Here is a 20235-nt window from a genome sequence, read left to right on the forward strand (position 1 = left end):
GCAAATCCCACAATCCTTAACTCAACGCAGTACCATCAACAGTGCCAGCACCACGACCGCACCGATGCTCATGGATGCCACATACCAGCGCAGGTAGCCGTTCTCACTGAGCAACAGACCTTTACCCGCAAAGCGCGAGAGGATCGCCGGGATGTTCATCATTGAGTTCAGCGGATCGCGTTTCAGCAACCAGGCGATCCCCAGGAACGGTTTGACGAACACTTTGTCGTACAGCCAGTCAAAGCCCCAGGCGTTGTACCACCAGGTTCCCAGCAGACGACCCGGTGCACTGTTGGCGATAGAAGTCACCAGAGTACGTTTACCCAGCCACAGCCAGGCTGCCAGCAAAATGCCAACAACCGCAACCACGCCAGAGGTAATTTCCAGGGTCAACATACTGCCGTGTGCCAGCTCCGTGGTTTGCGGAAGCACGCCCTGCAGCGGCGGTACAATCAGTGCGCCAACGAAGGTGGAAAGGATCAGCAGCACAATCAGCGGCAGGCTGTGGGTGATCCCTTTCACGGCGTGAGCGTGAATTTGTTCTTTTCCGTGGAAGACGATGAAAATCATACGGAAGGTGTAGAGCGAGGTCATAAACGCACCGACCAGACCAGCCACCATCAGATTGATATGACCATTCGCCATCGCACCCGCGAGGATCTCATCCTTACTGAAGAAGCCCGCAGTGACCAGCGGCAGTGCCGACAGCGCCGCGCCGCCCACCAGGAAGCAGAGATAAACCAGCGGAATAGATTTACGCAGACCGCCCATCTTGAAGATGTTCTGTTCGTGATGACAGGCCAGAATGACAGAACCGGATGCCAGGAACAGCAGCGCTTTAAAGAATGCGTGGGTCATCAAGTGGAAAATCGCCGCATCCCATGCCTGCACGCCAAGCGCGAGGAACATGTAGCCAATCTGACTCATGGTGGAGTAAGCGAGAACACGTTTGATGTCGGTCTGTACCAGCGCAGCAAAACCAGCCAGCAGCAAGGTAACCGCCCCGACAATACCCACCAGATGCAGAACTTCCGGGGTCATCAGGAACAGGCCGTGGGTACGGGCGATCAGGTAAACACCTGCGGTTACCATGGTTGCGGCGTGGATCAGCGCAGAGACAGGCGTCGGGCCAGCCATCGCGTCGGCAAGCCATGTCTGCAACGGCAACTGCGCAGATTTACCAACCGCACCACCCAGCAGCATCAGCGTCGCCCACATCAGCATGTTATTGCCGTCTGCAAAGTGCGCCGGTGCCAGTTCCACCATTTCGCGGAAGTTCAGCGTGCCCAGTTCGTTGTAGAGAATGAACAGCGCGAAAGCGAGGAACACGTCACCGACACGGGTCACGACAAACGCTTTCATTGCCGCGGCACCATTCTTCGGATCGGTGTAATAGAAACCGATCAGCAGATAGGAGCACAGGCCCACGCCTTCCCAGCCGAGGTACATCAGCAGCAGGTTGTCGGCCAGAACCAGAACCACCATGCTGGCAATGAACAGGTTGGTGTAAGCGAAGAAGCGAGAGTAGCCCTCTTCACCGCGCATATACCAGGAGGCGTACATGTGGATCAGGAAACCCACACCGGTGACCACTGAGAGCATGGTCAGTGACAGGCCGTCCAGCACCAGGTTGAAACCGATGTTAAAGTCGCCTACCGACATCCACGTCCACAGCGGCTGGCTGTAAGCCTGCTCACCGTTAGCGAAGAAATCGACGCCGATAAAAGCAGTCACCAGCGCAGCCAGGCCCACAGAGCCAACGCCAACGATCGCTGAGACATTTTCAGACCAGCGTCCGCGAGAGAACGCCAGCAGAATGAAGCCAACTAATGGCAAAATAATGGTTAAGGCAAGCATGTTCATCCGCGCATCTCACTTACTGAATCGATGTTCAGGTTCTGGCGACGACGGTGAAGTTGCAGCAGCAGCGCAAGACCGATACTCGCTTCCGCCGCCGCGAGGCTGATGGCAAGAATGTACATCACCTGACCGTCGGTCTGGCCCCAGTAGCTCCCGGCGACCACAAAGGCCAGCGCGGAGGCGTTAATCATGATTTCCAGACCAATCAGCATAAACAGCAGATTGCGACGGATAACCAGACCGGTTAAGCCAAGAACGAACAAGATTGCCGCGAGGATCAGTCCATGTTGTAAGGGGATCATGCGTGCTCCTCCGTTTTTCTTTTCGCGCTGTCGTCTTTGCGATTGCTCAGCACTTCACCCGCACGCTCTTCGCGACCGACGTGGAAGGCCACAACCAGACCGGCCAGCAGCAGCATAGAGGCCAGTTCAACCGCCAGCACGTAAGGCCCAAACAGCGTAATACCCACTGCTTTGGCGCTGATTGGCGTACCGTCGATACCCTGATCGTTAACACCGAGAATGGCGTAAACAATCACCACCAGCATGATGGCCGACAAAATTGCCGGACCAATCCACACCTGCGGTTTCAGCCACTGGCGTTCCTGTTCGATTTCCGAACCGCCCAGGTTGAGCATCATCACCACGAACACGAACAGCACCATAATGGCACCCGCGTAGACGATAATTTCCAGCGCACCGGCAAAGTAAGCGCCCAGTGAGAAGAACACCCCGGAAATCGCCAGCAGCGAAATAATCAGGTACAGCAATGCGTGTACCGGATTGGTATGGGTGATCACTCGCAAGGTCGCAAGTATGGCTATCAGGCCACAGATATAAAAAGCGAACTCCATTGCCCCTCTCCTTACGGTAACAGGCTCTTGACGTCGATAGGCTTGGCTTCGTTCTCTGCTTCGCCCTTATCTTTGCCGTCGATTGCCATACCTGCCATCCGGTAGAAGTTATATTCCGGGTATTTGCCCGGACCGGAGATCAGCAGATCCTCTTTCTCGTAAACCAGATCCTGGCGTTTGTATTCCCCCATCTCGAAATCCGGGGTTAACTGAATCGCCGTGGTCGGACAGGCTTCTTCGCACAGACCACAGAAAATGCAGCGTGAGAAGTTGATGCGGAAAAATTCCGGATACCAGCGACCGTCTTTGGTTTCTGCTTTTTGCAGCGAGATACAGCCGACCGGGCAGGCTACTGCGCAGAGGTTACAGGCTACGCAACGCTCTTCGCCGTCCGGATCGCGGGTCAGAACGATACGACCACGATAACGGGGCGGCAGATAGACCGGCTCTTCCGGGTACATTCGCGTTTCGCGCTTGGCGAACGCGTGCAGGCCGATCATCCAGATACTACGAACCTGGGTGCCGAAACCTACTAACAATTCTTTTAAGGTCATGGTCTTAGTGCCCCTTATTGCGCCTGCCAGAGAATGACAGCCGCCGTTACCAGCAAGTTGATCAGCGTCAGCGGCAGGCAGATTTTCCAGCCGAAGGACATTACCTGGTCATAACGCGGACGCGGCAACGACGCACGAATCAAAATGAACATCATCATAAAGAACGCAGTTTTCAGCGCGAACCAGATGAATGGCGGTAACAACGGGCCTTGCCAGCCACCGAAGAACAACGTCACCATCAGTGCGGAGATGGTCACAATCCCGATGTATTCACCCACGAAGAACAGGCCGAATTTCATCCCGGAATATTCAATGTGGTAACCATCCGCCAGTTCCTGCTCGGCTTCCGGCTGGTCAAACGGGTGACGGTGACATACCGCCACGCCCGCGATGGCAAAGGTAATAAAACCAAAGAATTGCGGGATGACGTTCCATACATGCGCCTGGCTGTTAACGATGTCGGTCATGTTGAATGAACCGGCCTGCGCCACCACGCCCATCAGGGAAAGCCCGAGGAACACTTCGTAGCTTAGGGTCTGCGCAGAAGCACGCATCGCACCCAGCAGCGAGTATTTGTTGTTACTTGACCAGCCCGCAAACAGCACTGCGTAAACCGCCAGACCTGCCATCATCAGGAAGAACAAAATCCCGATGTTCAGGTCGGCAACCACCCAACCCGGACTGACTGGCACAATCGCAAAGGCCAGCAGCAACGAGGTAAAGGCGATCATCGGCGCAAGGGTAAAGATGACGCGATCCGAGAATTTCGGGATCCAGTCTTCTTTAAAGAACATTTTGATCATGTCCGCGACCAACTGAAGCGAACCGCCCCAGCCAACACGGTTAGGTCCGTAACGGTTCTGGAACAGCCCCAGCAGACGACGTTCACCAAAGCTCATGAATGCCCCGCAGGTGACAACCACCAGCAAGATCACCACCGCTTTGAGGATGGTCAGCAGGATCTCAATCAGTTCCGGTGATAACCAGGTCATTGTTGTGCCTCCTTGAGATCCTCAAGATGCGCGCCAGCCAGCACCGGAGCAATGCCGGACATGCCCATCGGCAAGCCCACCTGCCCTGCCGTCAGCCCTTCTGCGATTTCAACCGGTAGCGTGACCGTGTTGCCATCGTAACTAAAGGAGACGCGAGTACCCGCATTCACGCCCAACTTCGCGGCATCTGCCGGGTTGAGTTTGATATACGGCTGCGGCATACGGCTCTGGAATACCGGAGCACGCTGTGACAGTTCATCGCTGCCAAACAGATGGTAGTACGGCGCGATACGCCATTTCCCTTCCTGCGGCTGGAAGCGTGCCGGTACGCTGGTGAAGTAATCCAGACCGTTTTCGCTGGCTTCAAACAAACGCACGCCCGGATCGCCAAAGCGCAATTTGCCACCCACTTCGTCCTGGAATTTGTTCCACGCCTGCGGGGAGTTCCAGCCCGGTGCCCAGGCAAACGGCACTTGCGAACGGTGCGCGGTCGGCTGGTTGTTACCTTCCATCGAGAAGGTGAACATGGTGTCGATATCCTGCGGCTGACGCGGTTCATGAACGCTGATATTGGCGCGCATGGCGGTACGGCCACTGTAACGGTGCGGCTCACGAGCCAGTTTCTGACCACGAATGCGGAATGTCGCATCCGGCGCGGCATCTTTGATGCCAGCAAGTTCCGGGATCTTCGCCACGACGGCGTCAATCACATGGTCGAGCTGCGTCCAGTCCACTTCTCGACTCAGCAGCGTACTGTGCAGCGAGTGCAACCAGCGCCAGCTTTCCAGCATCACCGTTTTGCTGTCGTAGTAAGACGGATCGTAAACCTGGAAGAAACGTTGAGCACGACCTTCGTTGTTGATCACCGTACCGTCGCTTTCAGCAAAGCTGGCAGCGGAAAGCACCAGATGGGCGTTTTCCATAATCGCCGTGCGCTGATGGTCAACCACCATCACTAGCGGCGCTTTTGCCAGCGCGGCGTTCACGCGGGTCGCGGAAGCGTGACGATGTAGATCGTTTTCCAGCACCACCACTGCATCGGCGCGTCCGGTTTCCAGTTCGGTCAGGGCTTCTTCAAGCGAACCGCCGCCCATAATGCCCAGCCCCATACTGTTTACGGAACGGGCAATCATAGTGATACCTACGTCAGCGCCGCGACCTTTCAGGGCTTTCGCTACGTTAGCTGCAGCCTGAATCACTTCTGTACTACCGGCGTTAGTGCCGGAGATAATCAACGGTTTCTTCGCACCAGCCAGTGCCTGTACGATGACGTCGACTTTGCTTTGCAGCTCCGGCTCGATACCGTCAACCGCTGGTGCGGAGTTGTCCAGCGCGTGGGCGATGGCAAAACCTAAACGCGCCTGATCTTCAACCGGTGCGCGGTAAGTCCACGCCGCGATGTCATCCAGGCGGGTGTCATCAACGTTAGTAACAAACAGCGGGTGCTTGGCACGTTGGCCAATGTTGAGGATTGCCGCAATCTGCCAGTCAGCCACTTTCTGTGCTGCCGCCATTTCACGCGCTTTGCCTTTTACTGCCTGACGAACCGCCAGCGCGACGCGTGCCCCGGTCTGTGTAACATCTTCGCCCAGCACCAGTACTGCATCGTAAGATTCGATTTCACGCAGTGCCGGAGTATAAATGCCGCCTTCACGCAGCACTTTCAGCGCCAGTTGCAGACGTTCCTGCTCACCGTGAGCGATACCGGTGTAGAAGTTTTCTTCGCCAACCAGTTCACGCAGCGCAAAGTTGCTTTCCACGCTGGCACGCGGAGAACCGATGCCGATGACTTTCTTCGACTGACGCAGAATATCTGCCGCACCTTGCATCGCCTGCTCGGCGTTGAGGGTGATGAAATCATCGCCACGACGCTGTACCGGCTGACGTGGACGATCCTTCAGGTTGACGTAGCCGTAGCCGAAACGACCACGGTCGCAGAGAAAGTAATGGTTTACCGTACCGTTGTAACGGTTTTCGATACGACGCAGTTCACCATAACGTTCACCCGGGCTGGTGTTACAACCGATGGAACATTGCTGGCAGATACTCGGCGCAAACTGCATATCCCATTTACGGTTATAACGCTCGGAGTGCGTTTTATCGGTGAATACGCCGGTCGGGCAAATTTCCACCAGGTTACCGGAGAACTCGCTTTCCAGGGTGCCGTCTTCCGGGCGACCGAAGTAAACGTTGTCGTGCGCGCCATAAACGCCCAGATCCGTACCGTCAGCGTAATCTTTGTAGTAACGCACGCAGCGGTAGCAGGCGATGCAGCGGTTCATTTCATGAGAGATGAACGGCCCCAGATCCTGATTGCGGTGGGTACGTTTGGTGAAACGGTAGCGACGGAAGGTATGCCCGGTCATCACGGTCATATCCTGAAGATGGCAGTTACCACCCTCTTCACAGACCGGACAGTCGTGCGGGTGGTTGGTCATTAACCACTCGACCACACTTTCACGGAACTGTTTCGCTTCTTCGTCGTCAATGGAAATAAAGGTGCCATCGGAAGCCGGTGTCATACAGGACATCACCAGGCGACCACGCGTGTCTTCCGCGTTTTGGTATTGCTTCACCGCACACTGGCGGCAAGCACCGACGCTTCCCAGCGCCGGATGCCAGCAAAAGTAAGGAATATCAAGGCCCAGAGACAGACAAGCTTCCAGCAGGTTGTCCGCTCCGTTGACCTCGTACTCTTTGCCGTCTACATGAATTGTAGCCATTAGCATGCTTCCAGTTTTCTCAGTCATAGACTGAGCGTTAATCGAAATTCGGTTACCAGCGCTCTTTCAGCAGGTTCGGCTGAATCCCATTAATCAAATGGGTATTGCTGAACGGCTGTTTGATTCCCGCTTCAAATTCTTCACGGAAATATTTGATGGCGCTCTGTAACGGCTCCACTGCACCTGGTGCGTGGGCACAGAAGGTTTTACCCGGGCCTAAGAATCGACACAGTTGCTCAAGTGTTTCGATATCGCCAGGCTGACCTTCGCCACGCTCCAGTGCACGCAGAATTTTCACACTCCACGGCAGACCATCGCGGCACGGCGTACACCAGCCACAGGATTCACGGGCGAAAAACTCTTCCAGGTTACGTACCAGCGACACCATGTTGATCTCGTGGTCAACGGCCATCGCCAGCGCCGTACCCAGACGGCTACCCGCTTTACCGATACTTTCGAACTCCATCGGCAGGTCAAGGTGCGCTTCTGTCAGGAAGTCAGTGCCCGCGCCGCCTGGCTGCCAGGCTTTGAATTTCAGCCCGTCACGCATACCACCAGCGTAATCTTCAAGGATTTCACGCGCGGTAGTACCGAACGGCAGTTCCCACAGACCCGGATTTTTCACCCGACCAGAGAAGCCCATCAGCTTGGTGCCAGCATCTTTGCTTTTCGAGATGTTCTGATACCACTCCACGCCGTTAGCGAGGATCGCCGGAACGTTACACAGGGTTTCGACGTTGTTAACACAGGTCGGTTTGCCCCATGCGCCTGAGGTTGCCGGGAATGGCGGCTTCGAGCGCGGGTTAGCGCGACGCCCTTCCAGAGAGTTGATTAACGCAGTTTCTTCACCGCAGATGTAGCGTCCTGCCCCGGTATGGACGAACAGTTCGAAATCAAAACCTGTTCCCATAATGTTTTTGCCGAGCAGCCCCGCTTCGGTCGCTTCGGCAATGGCACGACGCAGATTCACTGCCGCTTCGATATATTCGCCACGCAGGAAGATGTAGCCGCGATACGCTTTCAGCGCAAAGGCAGAGATCAACATACCTTCCACCAGCAGGTGCGGCAGTTGCTCCATCAGCAAACGGTCTTTATAGGTGCCCGGTTCCATTTCATCGGCGTTACACAGCAGGTAACGGATGTTCATGGATTCGTCTTTCGGCATCAGGCTCCACTTCAGGCCAGTAGAGAAGCCCGCGCCGCCGCGCCCTTTCAGACCGGAATCTTTGACCTGATTGACGATTTCGTCCGGAGAAAGCCCGGTCAGCGCCTTACGCGCCCCTTCGTAACCGTTTTTGCTGCGGTATTCGTCCAGCCACACCGGCTGTTTGTCATCGCGCAGACGCCAGGTCAGCGGATGCGTTTCGGGAGTACGGATAATGTTTTTCATTTATACCGCTCCAGCAGTTCAGGGATCGCTTCCGGGGTCAGATGCGCGTGAGTGTCCTCATCGATCATCATGTTTGGCCCTTTGTCGCAGTTCCCCAGGCAGCAGGTTGGCAGCAGCGTAAAGCGACCGTCAAACGTCGTTTGCCCTGGTTTGATATTCAGTTTTTTCTCCAGCGCCGCCTGAATTCCCTGGTAACCATTGATGTGACAAACCACGCTGTCACAATAGCGGATCACATGGCGACCCACCGGCTGGCGGAAGATCTGGCTGTAGAACGTTGCCACACCTTCAACATCGCTTGCCGGAATACCCAGAACGTCAGCGATCGCGTGGATCGCGCCGTCCGGCACCCAGCCACGCTGCTTCTGAACGATTTTCAGCGCTTCAATGGACGCCGCACGCGGGTCTTCGTAGTGGTGCATCTCGTGCTCAATCGCTTCACGCTCTGCCGCACTCAGCTCAAAAGCCTCGGTTTGTGGTTGTTGATTCTCGTGCATAATTAGCGGTCCACATCTGACATAACAAAATCGATACTGCCCAGATAAACAATCAGGTCAGACACCAGGCTGCCGCGGATCGCCGCCGGAATTTGCTGCAAATGCGCATAACTCGGGGTGCGGATACGGGTGCGATAACTCATGGTGCTACCGTCACTGGTCAGGTAGTAACTGTTGATCCCTTTGGTCGCCTCAATCATCTGGAAGGACTCATTGGCAGGCATCACCGGCCCCCACGACACTTGCAGGAAGTGGGTGATCAGGGTTTCGATATGTTGCAGCGTGCGCTCTTTCGGCGGCGGCGTAGTCAGCGGGTGATCCGCTTTGAACGGGCCTTCCGGCATGTTGTTGAGGCACTGCTCAAGAATGCGCAGACTCTGGCGCAGCTCTTCCACTTTCAGCATTACGCGGGTGTAGCAGTCAGAAACGCCACCACCGACCGGGATTTCAAAGTCGAAGTTTTCATAGCCAGAATAAGGACGCGCCTTACGCACGTCGAAGTCGATCCCGGTGGCACGCAAGCCAGCACCTGTGGTGCCCCACTCCAGCGCCTCTTTCGCGCCGTAGGCGGCAACGCCTTTGGAACGGCCAATCAGGATGGTGTTACGCAGCGCGGCTTTCTCGTAAGAAGCCAGACGTTTCGGCATCCAGTCAAGGAACTCACGCAGCAAGCGATCCCAGCCTCGCGGCAGGTCATGCGCCACACCGCCAATACGGAACCACGCCGGATGCATACGGAAACCAGTGATTGCTTCCACCAGATCGTAGATTTTCTGACGATCGGTAAAGGCAAAGAACACTGGCGTCATTGCACCGACGTCCTGAATAAAGGTGGAGATATACAGCAGGTGGCTATTGATGCGGAACAATTCGGAAAGCATTACGCGGATTACGTTAACGCGATCCGGCACGGTGATCCCGGCCAGTTTTTCTACCGCCAGCACGTATGGCATTTCGTTAACGCAACCGCCGAGGTATTCGATACGGTCGGTGTACGGTATGTAACTATGCCAGGACTGGCGTTCGCCCATTTTCTCCGCGCCACGGTGGTGATAGCCGATGTCTGGTACGCAGTCGACAATCTCTTCACCATCGAGCTGCAGAACGATACGGAAAGCCCCGTGCGCCGACGGGTGGTTCGGACCGAGGTTGAGGAACATGAAGTCCTCGTTTTCGGTGCCGCGCTTCATCCCCCACTCTTCCGGTTTGAAGGTCAGGGCTTCCATCTCCAGATCCTGTTTGGCTTTGGTCAGCTCAAACGGCGAGAATTCGGTAGCACGCGCCGGGTAATCTTTACGCAGTGGGTGACCTTTCCAGGTTTGCGGCATCATGATGCGACGCAAGTTCGGGTGACCGTCGAAAGTAATGCCAAACAGATCCCAGGTTTCGCGCTCATACCAGTTGGCGTTCGGGAACAGTTTGGTAAAAGTCGGCACATGTAGATCGTTTTCTGCCAGCGCCACCTTTAGCATGATGTCGCGGTTGCGCTCGATCGAAATCAGATGGTAGAAAACGGAAAAATCGGCGGCAGGTAACCCTTCGCGGTGTGTGCGCAAACGCTCGTCCATGCCGTGTAAGTCAAACAGCATGACGTAAGGTTTCGGCAGTTTCTTTAAGAAATCGCCAATTTCCAGTAATTGTTCACGCTTGATCCACACAACGGGAACCCCGGTGCGAGTCGCCTGAACAGTAAAGGCATCCGGCCCAAAACGGTTGCGCAGTTCGCCAATCACCGGATCATCAAGATGATCACGGGTCTGCCAGGCGGGTTCTTGCGCGGTTAAGTCGGTCATATTGTTCACCATTGCATATGGTCCGTGGTGACTGTCGGCGTAGTTAACTTCGCGAAATAGATTTAGGAATAAGCGAAGAAAAATGCCTTTGCCGACAGGCGCAAATTAAATCTCGTCAGGTGTGCGCAGGTTGGTAACGGCAATGCGTTCACCGCGCTTGCGTTCGCGCTCTGATTGCATATTGGCGCGATATACGCCCTGATCGCCAACCACCCAGGAGAGCGGGCGACGTTCTTTGCCGATAGATTCCTGCAATAGCATCAGTGCCTGCATGTACGCTTCAGGACGCGGCGGGCAACCCGGGATATACACATCAACCGGAATGAATTTATCAACACCCTGCACAACGGAATAAATATCGTACATACCGCCGGAGTTCGCACATGCGCCCATGGAGATAACCCACTTCGGCTCCAGCATCTGGTCATAGAGACGCTGAATAACTGGCGCCATTTTGGTAAAACAGGTTCCAGCCACCACCATCAGGTCAGCCTGACGCGGCGAAGCACGCAATACTTCTGCGCCAAAACGCGCCACGTCATGAACCGCGGTAAACGAGGTCACCATCTCAACGTAACAGCAGGAAAGACCGAAGTTATACGGCCAAATTGAGTTTTTACGACCCCAGTTAACCATGTCATTGAGCTTGCCCATAAACACGTTTTTATTAACTTCTTGCTCCAGAGGGTCGGTTACGATCTCCTGCTTTTGCAGGGGGTAACGGTCGTTCTCACCGTTGGGATCTATGCGGGTGAGCGTATAATCCATCTTAATGCCTCGCGGTTAGCGTTGACGATTAGCGATACTGTTCGTTTCCGGGTTCACACGCTCGCGGCGTGAACGCGCGGGCGTCCAGTCCAGCGCGCCAATACGCACCAGATAAACCAGACCTGCCAGTAACACAAAAATAAAAATTGCCGCTTCTACAAAGCCAATCCAGCCGCTTTCGCGAATGGAAGTTGACCATGCGAACAGATACAGCGCTTCAACGTCGAAGATAACGAAGAACATGGCCACCAGATAAAACTTGGCAGACAGGCGTAAGCGGGCGGAGCCGACCGAGTCGATACCTGATTCAAACGGCACGTTTTTTGACCTCGCGCGCGCGCGACCGCCTAAAAACCAACCGCCAATCAACATCAGGCAACACAGGCCAATGGCAACGATAAGAAAGATAGCGAATGCCCAGTGATGAGCGATGACTTCAGTGGATGTTGACATACTCATTGCTTACTCATCAAAAGTAGCGCCAGATTCACTGCTCTTCACGGCAGATGGACGCCACATCGATTCATGGGGAGGAATAAAAAAAACCTTACAATCGCTGTAGAAACTATTTTATACAGCTAATTGATGTGGTCTTTTACTCCTTTCTATAACCTTTTGTCAACTTTAACAAAGGTTTCTTCACATTAATTTACATGATATCAACAACTTTTGCATTTAATGCCTTTACCCCCAGATTGTTGACAACTCCAGGAAAATTAGATGTTGTTGAATCGTGTCCGTTGTGAAGCAATGGAAAAAATACGGGCCTATTTTGACAGGAATTGGTGACGATTCCTCCCCCCAAAAGAGAGTATTTTCTTGATCTGTGACACGCTTTTGTTAATCCATAACAAAAACACAGCAATAATTTTACTCATTTTTTAACATTATTGTAGCAGGAGATTTTTTTCAGGCGATTTTTTGTTCGTTAGCGTGGGGAATGGCTGGTGATTGAAAAATGAACATTTTTGTTCGTTGTCGGGAACATTCGTAAGGTTTTATTGTAAAAAAAAGCCACTGGCGTTTTATTAATCACCAATGGCGTTTTTTACTGAATTGTTATTGCCTGGAGATTATTCGTAATCCCCTTCAATCAACAGGGAATCGTCCCCTTCCTGAGCAGTCAACGGGTTGTATTGCCACGGGTTGTGATAACTCTCCATGGCCTGGTATATCACCTGCGCCAACTCATTGTCGCAGGACGGATCATAGCACAGCAAATATTCGGTATCTGGTAGTGGTGGTAAACCATCTACCGCACTCAAAACGCGCAGGTCAGGACTCATCATCTCAACCGGTCTTGCCGTCACACCAAGGCCCGCTTTTACTGCAGCACGAACCGCCGGTAGCGTAGAGGCGACATAAGCCAGACGCCAGGGAATATCCGCTTTATTGAGCGTTGCCAGAACCATGTCACGGAACGGACTAGGATCATCCAGCAGCACAAGAGGGATCGGTTCACCTTTTTGCAATACATATTCCGCAGCGCAATACCAGTGTGTTGGAGAAGTACGCAGATTCAACGCCTTAAAGGTATCAGGACGATGAGTGGTAACCATTAAATCCACTTCCTGGGACTTCAGCATTTCTGCCATATAGGCATTGCGCTTAACGCGGACATCCAGCGCAAGTTTCGGATAAACCGAGCTTACGCGATTGAGCAGGAAAGGTAAGATCGTATCAGCAGATTCATCTGAAGCACCGATAGTTAACACGCCCTGAAGATTACTGAACATCAATGATGAGCAAGCCTCATCATTGAAACGCAGGATTTTCCTGGCGTAGCCAAGAAGCTGAATACCATGTTCAGTCAACAGTTTGTTGCGACCATGCCGAGCGAACAGTTCTTTCCCAACGAGTTGTTCCAGACGTTGCATTTGCTGACTAACAGCGGACTGAGTACGACACACAGCGGAAGCTGCGGCAGCAAAAGTGTTCAGATCGGCAACAGCAACAAATGTTCTCAGCAGATCGAGGTCGAGGTTAATTATCGGACGATTTGCACTTATCATATATTATCACTTACTGGCGGCTCATACTGAGCTGGTTAATGCTGTGCACACACAAACAAGCAATTCCATTTGTAATGTGCCTCCCTGGCAGTTTCATCCGGAACCCGGACGAAAGTAAAAATGCATATGAGTTGCACTAAAAAATGTGGCTCACATTGTTCCGTTATAATGCCTGAAGTAGATCACAGAATATATCTTCAGGAATCGCATATCTATTAAGTTACTCACTCTTTTCTATTTATGACATGCGCGAGTTTGTGTAAATGTAAATGTTGGTCCTTGCTCCACTCTCTCGCAACGGTGCGGCTCGAACATGAGCGCGAACAAATAGCGAGAGTAAGCCTGCATCAAAGCAGGTGTTCCGTCATTAAAGCAAGCATTTTACCCTAAAAACCTTTTATTTATAAGGGTCATTGCGAATTATCTGATGCAAAGTTATGTTATGTTAGGCAAAGTAATCTTCTATTATTAATATGCACAACAAAGTCTTTTTGAATATTAAATAATAATTAATTAGCACCACCTGCATACATTAATTCCTCTTAACAATAATTTCCTCCGTCACCACCTATATGCCCCACCGGCGATCACTACTCTGTTAATGTTTCACTTATAACGAAAATATCATGAATGCTTTATGTTCGTGATTTCTTAAACCGAAGAAATTTTACACATTTATCTAACAGGTAAAAAAACCACATCCTGAATTAATACACAGAATAAATCACTACTAAATCTCATTTATTAAGTATATGCATCTTATTATTTAACGATTATTAAGTTATTAACAGCACAATTCCGCTTTCTCTCCTGGCAAAATCTTGTTCTGCAGAACTTCAAAACGCCGCCTCGGGGGAGTACATTGTTCTAAGCTGACTTCCACAGCAGGGAGTGGCGATAACAGCAAAAAAGGTCAAGATTCATGTCACCCATTGAAAAATCCAGCAAATTAGAGAATGTCTGTTATGACATCCGTGGTCCGGTGCTGAAAGAAGCAAAACGCCTGGAAGAAGAAGGTAATAAGGTATTGAAACTGAACATCGGCAACCCAGCCCCGTTCGGTTTTGACGCTCCCGATGAGATTCTGGTTGACGTGATACGCAACCTCCCGACAGCTCAGGGTTATTGCGATTCAAAAGGCCTCTATTCTGCGCGTAAGGCTATCATGCAGCATTACCAGGCACGTGGCATGCGTGATGTTACCGTGGAAGATATTTACATCGGAAATGGTGTATCGGAGCTTATCGTTCAGGCAATGCAAGCATTGCTGAACAGTGGGGATGAGATGTTGGTTCCTGCACCTGATTACCCGCTATGGACAGCGGCAGTTTCGCTCTCAGGCGGTAAAGCGGTGCACTATCTTTGCGATGAATCCTCTGACTGGTTCCCGGATCTCGATGACATTCGCGCCAAAATTACGCCACGCACGCGCGGCATTGTTATTATCAACCCGAACAACCCAACAGGCGCGGTTTATTCCAAAGAGCTATTAATGGAGATTGTGGAGATTGCGCGTCAGCATAACCTCATTATCTTCGCTGATGAAATTTACGATAAAATCCTCTACGACGACGCCGAGCATCACTCGATCGCGCCGTTGGCTCCTGACCTGCTGACCATTACCTTTAACGGGCTGTCGAAAACGTATCGTGTTGCGGGATTCCGCCAGGGCTGGATGGTGCTGAACGGGCCGAAAAAACACGCCAAAGGTTATATCGAAGGTCTGGAAATGCTGGCCTCAATGCGGCTGTGCGCCAACGTTCCCGCGCAACACGCGATACAGACAGCGCTGGGCGGCTATCAGAGCATCAGCGAGTTTATCATGCCGGGCGGGCGTCTTTACGAGCAGCGTAACCGTGCGTGGGAGTTGATTAATGATATTCCTGGCGTTTCCTGCGTAAAACCTCGCGGCGCGCTATACATGTTCCCGAAAATAGACGCCAAACGCTTTAATATTCACGACGACCAGAAAATGGTGCTGGATTTCCTGTTGCAGGAAAAAGTTCTGCTGGTACAGGGAACCGCATTTAACTGGCCGTGGCCGGATCACTTCCGCATTGTCACGCTGCCGCGTGTTGATGATATCGAACTGTCCTTGAGCAAGTTCGCTCGTTTCCTTTCTGGTTATCATCAGTTGTAATCTTAAATTCACTGCCGGAGATTGCATCCGGCAGTGTTATCCCCCCACAATGACCTCATGATGCCATCACTCGTAAGGTCGCTATGAAACAGAGCCATTTTTTTGCCCACCTCTCCCGCCTGAAGCTCATTAACCGCTGGCCGTTGATGCGTAACGTGCGGACTGAAAATGTGTCCGAACACAGTTTGCAGGTAGCGATGGTCGCCCATGCGCTGGCAGCCATCAAGAATCGCAAATTTGGCGGCCAGGTTAATGAAGAACGTATCGCGTTGCTGGCGATGTACCACGATGCCTCTGAAGTGCTCACTGGTGATCTTCCTACTCCGGTGAAATACTTCAACTCGCAAATCGCCCAAGAATATAAAGCCATTGAGAAAATCGCTCAGCAAAAACTGGTCGATATGGTTCCGGAGGAGTTGCGGGATATTTTTGCACCATTAATCGATGAACATGCGTATAGCGATGAAGAAAAGTCGCTGGTTAAACAGGCAGATGCGCTGTGTGCGTATCTGAAATGCCTGGAGGAACTCGCAGCCGGCAATAATGAGTTCTTACTGGCAAAAACGCGGCTGGAAACGACGCTTGAATCGCGCCGCAGTCAGGAGATGGACTACTTTATGGAAGTGTTTGTTCCCAGCTTCCATCTGTCTCTCGATGAGATTAGCCAGGATTCACCGCTGTAAGCCGACGTAGGCCTGATAAGACGCGCCAGCGTCGCATCAGGCCTACGTCGGTGGCGACATCAGGAGCTCGTCAAAACGGAAACAGCATCGGGATCATCACCACGCAAACCGCCATCACAATAATGGTAAACGGAACCCCCAGCTTCACAAAATCACTGAAGCTGTAATTCCCAGGCCCTAAAACCAATGTGTTAACGGGTGAAGAGACTGGTGTCATAAAGGCAGCGGATGCTGCCATCGCCACAACCATGGCAAAAGGATAAGGCGATACGCCCATAGTTTTGGCAGCAGCCAGCGCAATCGGGGCCATCAACACCGCCGTCGCAGTGTTAGAGATAAACAAGCCTATAACCGCCGACAAGACAAACAAACAGACCAGCATCATATGCGGCCCGTAACCACCGCCAATATCCATTAATCCTTTCACCGCCAGCGCGACGCCACCGGTTTTTTGCAATGCCACAGCAAACGGCATCATCCCAACGATCAAAATAATGCTCGGCCAGTGAATAGACTTATAGGCGCTTTCAGCATCGATACAGCGGAATTTGCCCATCAGCAGGCAGGCAATGATAGCCGCAACTGGATTAGGAATTTCATCGGTCAACATTAACGCCACCATCAACACCAGACAGAAAATGGCATGGGGTGCCTGACTGTGAGCGGGCGATGCTTCACTCACCTCTTCCGGTAAGTTTAACGCCACAAAGTCGCGGCCTTGTTTTGCCAACATACCGATAAGCTTCCAGTTACCGACCACCAGAATAATGTCACCCAACAGCAGAGGCTCATCCGCCAGCGAACCTTCCAGCGCCACACCGTTGCGTTTCAGCCCCACCACATTTAGTCCGTAGCGGGTACGAAAGCCAATTTCACGCACCGATTTGCCAATAAGCTCTGACTCGGGAATTAATGAAATTTCTGCCATACCGACATCAAGAGCCTGATCGGAAAAATACTCGCCGCGCAAAACCATCGGCTCCAGCAATTGTTCACTACAAAATTGACGGAGATCGACGTCAGCCGCAGACATATCAATAAGCAAAACGTCACGCGCGCGGAATTCAGACACCCCATTCACGTTCACGATAACGCGACGAAAACGCCGCCAGCGTTCAACACCAATGACGTTTGCGCCATAACGTTCACGCAATTTGAGATCGTCCAGTCGTTGGCCAATCATCGGTGAACCGGGACGAATAGCCAGACGACGCGCACGCCCGGTAAGACGGTATTCACGAATGAGATCGCGGAAGGTGCGACGCGTCCAGCCTTCGCGCTGCGGAGCCTGGGTATCCCCTTTTAGCATAAAGCGCATCACTAGCATGTATAAAATGCCAAGTACCAATACGACCAGGCCGATAGGGGTTACGCTAAAGAAACTGAAACCATGATAGCCTTCACGTAGCAGCTCACTGTTCACCACCAGGTTAGGCGGCGTCGCCACCAGCGTCATCATGCCGCTTATCAGTCCGGCAAAACTCAATGGCATCATCAGGCGCGACGGCGACGTCTGCATACGCATAGCAACACTTAACACAACAGGAATAAAGATAGCGACGACGCCGGTTGAACTCATAAACGCGCCAAGACCGGCAACTGTCAGCATCAGTAAAACCAACATTTTGATTTCACTGCTGCCCGCAACTTTGACCAGCCATGTCCCCATCACGGTTGCAACGCCTGTACGAACTAAACCATCGCCAATAATAAACAGGGCGGCGATCAGCACAACGTTAGGATCGGAAAAGCCGGAAAAGACTTCGGTGATAGTCAGCGTACCGCTTAATGCAAACGCGACAATGACAAACAAAGCGACAGCATCCATACGCACTCTGCCCGTCGCAAACAAGACTATCGCAATCGCCAGCAATGAGAGAACCCAAATCAATTCACCGTTCACAACGTATCCTTGTTAATTGAGGGGGATGGTTTGATTCTGCCACAAAAAAGCCCCGTCGGGACGGGGCTAAATCATGATCTGGCGTTTCACGCAATAATAACGTCACCATTTGGCTGTTTGGTCACGGTAATTTGCTCCAGACTATGAAGGACCAAATCTACCTCATTCAGACGCGGGGTGTCTGCCGGTGCATTAACAGCAATAACATGGCAACCTGCCGCCAGACCAGAAAGCAAGCCAGCGGGAGCATCTTCCACTACCACACATTCCTGCGGCGCAAGCCCCAGCAGTTGCGCGCCTAACAGATACGCATCCGGCTCAGGTTTTCCACGCTTAACCCGTTCAGCGGTAACAAACACCTCCGGCGCAGGAAGTCCGGCCACTTTATGGCGCGCTCGCGCAACTGGCATAGAACCTGAAGTGACAATTGCCCACGGAATACCCGCTTTATTCAAATGATTGAGTAAAGCTATCGCCCCCGGGAGCGCGGTAATGCCTTCGGTTTCCGTGGCCTCGATTTGTTCCAGACGCGTAAACTCGGCGGCAATTTCTGCCTCGGTTTTCCCCGCCATAAAGTGACGCAGAGACGTTATTGCCTGTTTACCGTGAATAAAAGCAAGCACCTCTTCCGGCGTTAGCCCATGCCGTTTCGCCCAGTTGCTCCACGCCCGCTCTACCGCAGGCAGGGAGTCCACTAACGTACCATCAAGATCAAACAGAAAACCTTTGCACCGCACGCAGGCCTCCTCAGGCGTTAATGATTTGATTAATTTCGTTGGTACTCAAATGATACTGACGCGGGCAGGAATGCCAGACGTTCAACATGCGCTGATATTTCTCCCACATTGGTGTCTGGGCATTAAAGCCATGAGTTCCAGCGTCAAAATGCGTGTAACGCCCTTCGACATTAACCATAAAGCGTACATAACCGAGATAACGCGCTTCAGTAGCGGCGTCGAAGCCGAGGAAAGTGACACGGCGTTCATCGATAGCTTGCTGATCCTGCAAATTAGACCAGGAAACATGCAGCGCGTGATACATCTCCATAATGTCGATGATAGTGCGGCAGGTTTCTTCTTTCAGCTCGCCAAACTCGCGATCCAGCTCGCGCATCTGTAACCCATAGCCACGCTCAATGATTGTTTGCAAGCGACGGTAACGTTCAGCATTTGCCGGATCGAGCATAGTCATCATTTTGTACTGGTTAGACAAAATAAGACGTTGCGCGTTGGTCATTTCCATTGTTGACTCCTGTATCACTTTACTACGGTGAAAAAAAAGAAGGCCGATGTCTGCCTTCTTTTATATGCGTAATCAGGGATCAATTACAAATCATCAAGGAAAGTTTTATCCAGTTGTTTGAAGGCGCGCTTAAGCGTGTCAGCTAATGCCTGATAGTCAGGCTTGCCTTCTACCGGTGCTAACGCTTGCCCGGCTTCCTGCAATTTACCGCGAACTTCATAAAACCAACTCAGGATCGCTGGCGGTAATGGCGTAACGGAACGCTTGCCCAGCCACCACAATCCCTGCATCGGTAAACTCAGAGCGAACAATGCTGTAGCAACTGCCGGACCAAGCTGACCGCCCAGCGCAATCTGCCAGCAGAGAGTAAATACGGCGATCGGCGGCATAAAGCGGATCGCATAACGCGTCATCTTAATAACGCGATTTTCAACAAACACCGGGGCAAGGCGTTTTTCCAGCGGCCACGTCTTTGAGTAGTGCTGTCCCCGGCGGAACAAACTAAAAAAATTAACAGAACGATTATCCGGCGTTGACATGCTTCACCTCAACTTCACATATAAATATTCAAAAATTTGTGCAAATTCACAACTCAGCGGGACAACGTTCAAAACATTTTGTCTTCCATACCCACTATCAGGTATCCTTTAGCGGCCTGAAGGCCTAAGTAGTACATATTCATTGAGTCGTCAAATTCATATACATTATGCCATTGGCTGAAAATTACGCAAAATGGCATAGACTCAAGATATTTATTCCATCATGCAAAAAAAATTTGCAGTGCATGATGTTAATCATAAATGTCAGCGTCATCATGCGCTACGC

The 20235-nt window shown here is 52.1% G+C and carries 18 protein-coding genes; 2 read left to right on the plus strand and 16 right to left on the minus strand.

Annotated features, from left to right (window positions below; genetic code table 11):
• Nucleotides 1–21: 21 nt before the first annotated feature.
• The 12 genes from nuoL to lrhA all read right to left on the minus strand — a co-directional run bounded on the left by nuoL (nt 22) and on the right by lrhA (nt 13442).
• Nucleotides 22–1863, minus strand: a complete 1842-nt coding sequence (gene nuoL / locus A1SC_RS13860; protein WP_001056648.1) for an NADH-quinone oxidoreductase subunit L — start codon at nt 1861–1863, stop codon at nt 22–24.
• Nucleotides 1860–2162: an NADH-quinone oxidoreductase subunit NuoK gene (nuoK, locus tag A1SC_RS13855; RefSeq protein ID WP_000612644.1), complete on the minus strand. Its 303-nt coding sequence runs from the start codon at nt 2160–2162 to the stop codon at nt 1860–1862. Before nuoK ends, nuoL begins: the two co-directional genes overlap by 4 nt.
• Complete coding sequence (gene nuoJ / locus A1SC_RS13850) at nt 2159–2713, minus strand: NADH-quinone oxidoreductase subunit J (RefSeq protein ID WP_000393511.1); 555 nt, start codon at nt 2711–2713, stop codon at nt 2159–2161. The genes nuoK and nuoJ overlap by 4 nt, the downstream gene beginning before the upstream one ends.
• 11 nt (nt 2714–2724) lie before the next feature.
• The gene (nuoI, locus tag A1SC_RS13845; RefSeq protein WP_000172749.1) at nt 2725–3267 is read right to left on the minus strand and encodes an NADH-quinone oxidoreductase subunit NuoI; all 543 of its coding nucleotides are present in this window, start codon (nt 3265–3267) and stop codon (nt 2725–2727) included.
• A 14-nt stretch (nt 3268–3281) separates the two neighbouring features.
• A complete protein-coding gene (gene nuoH, locus A1SC_RS13840) occupies nt 3282–4259 on the minus strand; it encodes an NADH-quinone oxidoreductase subunit NuoH (RefSeq protein WP_000220077.1) in 978 nt (325 codons plus the stop codon).
• A complete protein-coding gene (gene nuoG, locus A1SC_RS13835; protein ID WP_010376987.1) occupies nt 4256–6982 on the minus strand; it encodes an NADH-quinone oxidoreductase subunit NuoG in 2727 nt (908 codons plus the stop codon). The genes nuoH and nuoG overlap by 4 nt, the downstream gene beginning before the upstream one ends.
• A 52-nt stretch (nt 6983–7034) precedes the next feature.
• Complete coding sequence (gene nuoF / locus A1SC_RS13830) at nt 7035–8372, minus strand: NADH-quinone oxidoreductase subunit NuoF (protein ID WP_000789507.1); 1338 nt, start codon at nt 8370–8372, stop codon at nt 7035–7037.
• Nucleotides 8369–8869, minus strand: coding sequence for an NADH-quinone oxidoreductase subunit NuoE (nuoE, locus tag A1SC_RS13825; protein ID WP_000545042.1), 501 nt, complete (start codon nt 8867–8869; stop codon nt 8369–8371). Before nuoE ends, nuoF begins: the two co-directional genes overlap by 4 nt.
• Nucleotides 8870–8871: 2 nt before the next feature.
• Nucleotides 8872–10674, minus strand: coding sequence for an NADH-quinone oxidoreductase subunit C/D (gene nuoC, locus A1SC_RS13820; protein WP_016249005.1), 1803 nt, complete (start codon nt 10672–10674; stop codon nt 8872–8874).
• Between the two features lie 93 nt (nt 10675–10767).
• Nucleotides 10768–11430, minus strand: coding sequence for an NADH-quinone oxidoreductase subunit NuoB (gene nuoB / locus A1SC_RS13815; RefSeq protein ID WP_000386733.1), 663 nt, complete (start codon nt 11428–11430; stop codon nt 10768–10770).
• Between the two features lie 15 nt (nt 11431–11445).
• A complete protein-coding gene (gene nuoA, locus A1SC_RS13810; protein WP_000062991.1) occupies nt 11446–11889 on the minus strand; it encodes an NADH-quinone oxidoreductase subunit NuoA in 444 nt (147 codons plus the stop codon).
• A 614-nt stretch (nt 11890–12503) separates the two neighbouring features.
• On the minus strand, nt 12504–13442 hold the full coding sequence (gene lrhA / locus A1SC_RS13805; protein ID WP_001516780.1) for a transcriptional regulator LrhA: 939 nt from the start codon (nt 13440–13442) through the stop codon (nt 12504–12506).
• Nucleotides 13443–14364: 922 nt separating this feature from the next.
• On the opposite strand from lrhA, the gene alaA reads away from it, so the two are divergent.
• Complete coding sequence (gene alaA, locus A1SC_RS13800) at nt 14365–15582, plus strand: alanine transaminase AlaA (RefSeq protein WP_000074519.1); 1218 nt, start codon at nt 14365–14367, stop codon at nt 15580–15582.
• 83 nt (nt 15583–15665) lie between these two features.
• Entirely contained in the window at nt 15666–16265 is a 600-nt protein-coding gene (gene yfbR, locus A1SC_RS13795; RefSeq protein WP_000813873.1) for a 5'-deoxynucleotidase, read from the plus strand.
• Between the two features lie 70 nt (nt 16266–16335).
• Here yfbR and A1SC_RS13790 read toward each other — a convergent pair whose 3' ends face one another.
• The 4 genes from A1SC_RS13790 to yfbV form a co-directional block, all read right to left on the minus strand.
• Nucleotides 16336–18168, minus strand: a complete 1833-nt coding sequence (locus A1SC_RS13790) for an SLC13 family permease (RefSeq protein ID WP_001012850.1) — start codon at nt 18166–18168, stop codon at nt 16336–16338.
• Nucleotides 18169–18254: 86 nt separating this feature from the next.
• Nucleotides 18255–18905, minus strand: coding sequence for a hexitol phosphatase HxpA (gene hxpA, locus A1SC_RS13785; protein WP_001203379.1), 651 nt, complete (start codon nt 18903–18905; stop codon nt 18255–18257).
• A 10-nt stretch (nt 18906–18915) separates the two neighbouring features.
• Nucleotides 18916–19410 (minus strand): YfbU family protein, encoded by a 495-nt coding sequence (locus A1SC_RS13780; protein WP_000426118.1) that lies wholly within the window; start codon nt 19408–19410, stop codon nt 18916–18918.
• Between the two features lie 83 nt (nt 19411–19493).
• Nucleotides 19494–19949, minus strand: coding sequence for a terminus macrodomain insulation protein YfbV (gene yfbV, locus A1SC_RS13775; RefSeq protein ID WP_000106629.1), 456 nt, complete (start codon nt 19947–19949; stop codon nt 19494–19496).
• Nucleotides 19950–20235: the final 286 nt, after the last annotated feature.

It is taken from the genome of Escherichia sp. KTE52 (assembly GCF_000408325.1).
GTDB lineage: Bacteria > Pseudomonadota > Gammaproteobacteria > Enterobacterales > Enterobacteriaceae > Escherichia > Escherichia marmotae.